The sequence below is a fragment of the Niastella sp. genome, assembly GCF_045805085.1.
Taxonomy (GTDB): domain Bacteria; phylum Bacteroidota; class Bacteroidia; order Chitinophagales; family Chitinophagaceae; genus Niastella.
In genome coordinates this window covers 1-1,567 of the sequence record NZ_JBJMLX010000141.1, presented here as the reverse complement: position 1 = coordinate 1,567, position 1,567 = coordinate 1, and the positions used below count along the sequence as shown (strand labels likewise).

The following is a 1,567-nucleotide window of genomic DNA, read 5'->3' as shown; positions in this document are numbered from 1 at the left end:
TTTTTTGGATCAAGTGAAAAAGTTGGGGGATTGTTTGATTAGGCATAGATTTTCTGGAGTCTGAATAAGAAGAAGTTGATGTCTCTGACGCCTCTGGCAGAGGCTCTAAAAGATTTGATTTTGGCATTAAAAGCTTCTGCCGAAGCATTAGTGCTTCTGTTATTAAAGTAATTCAATATACTCGCGTAGTGAGTTTCGATAGATCTATATACGGTCCTAAAGGATTCAATGTCTGCCTGTTCTACTTTGTTATACCATAGGGCTAGTTTTTTAAATGCCTCTTCTTTACACTTGCAGTGGTTGAAGATGCCAGTCAGCTTCATTGATAAATCATAGGCTTTCTGGATTGCTGGATAGCGCTCAAACATAAGTACCGCCCGCTGTTTTTGAGAGTATGTCCAATGTTCTTTATGCTTGAATAACAGATAGCGGCTACGTGCTAATAACTGTTTAGGAGAATCCCCATTAGGCAACAACTGAGGGATGTAGGTGAGGCCTTTCTTTTTAGCCAGCGCGATCTGTTCATTTTCTTCATCAATAGCCTGCCATCTATGTTTAATACGTATTTCCTGCACAGCTTCTGAAGCTAGTTGCTGTACATGAAAACGGTCTACAACCCGGTGTGCGTAAGGGAAACAGCGTTTGACGATCAGGTGCATTCCAGCTGCCATATCAAGGGTTACTTCCTGTACCCTTTGTCTTAATCGCTTACTGATACGTTGTAATACCTCAATAACCTTATCTGCCTGGGTGCCTTTGATCATGGCTACAATAGCGCCTTTTTGACCTTTGGCTGATTTATTAGTAACTACTGTATAGAGTTCATCGTTGGATAATGCTGTCTCATCAATGCTGAGATGGGTCCCCATATTCTTTTCAAAAATCATCCATTCAGTGGCATGCTCCCGCTGGTCCCAATTCTTATAGTCGCTGATGTGATGTTTGTATTGCTGCTGAAGCTGGCTGCCATCCATCTGATACATTCGGGCCAGTTGATGACAACTAATCGGATGATTGTCCAAGTGTATCTTTTAAAAAAAGCGCGAACTCTTTGGTGAGTCGTGCTCCTTTCATGACCAGGTCCCAGTTACGAGATACAATTTCCCCGGTAGACTGAACTTCCCATCGGCGGCGCTTTATACTTAATTCTACTTTGTTTTCACGAATCGGAAAGTCTTGTACACGGACTTCCGGATAAAATCCTTTGGAGTGAAGCGTTTGGCCTGCATATTCGGCAGGCGGAAGATTCTTTTCTTCTAAAAACAATACCAAACCTTCCTTATCCTTTACAAAATGAGTTATATCAAAATATTCAAGTGTCCCTTCTGGTAAAAAATAGCCTAATAATTCTTTTTCCTTGTCCTTTTCCAATGTTCAAATCCGTTTTATTGCCTGCAAAAAAACTACTTTCTAATAAATCCCCCAAAAATTCAACCTGATCCTAAATTTGTCTTCCATTTTTGTTGCAATTCGTTCTTTTAGCCTTGCAGGTAACGTTTGTATTACCGCTATTATACTCTATTTTTTCACAACAGGCAATTTTTACAAACTATTCTTTTTAAGGCTA

At 40.1% G+C, this 1,567-nt stretch carries 2 protein-coding genes; both read right to left on the bottom strand.

Annotated features, from left to right (window positions below; genetic code table 11):
- Window positions 1-38 precede the first annotated feature (38 nt).
- The gene (locus ACJ751_RS07080; RefSeq protein WP_407744690.1) at window positions 39-983 is read right to left on the bottom strand and encodes a transposase; all 945 of its coding nucleotides are present in this window, start codon (window positions 981-983) and stop codon (window positions 39-41) included.
- Between the two features lie 19 nt (window positions 984-1,002).
- Window positions 1,003-1,371 (bottom strand): transposase, encoded by a 369-nt coding sequence (locus ACJ751_RS07075; protein WP_407744688.1) that lies wholly within the window; start codon window positions 1,369-1,371, stop codon window positions 1,003-1,005.
- Window positions 1,372-1,567 lie beyond the last annotated feature (196 nt).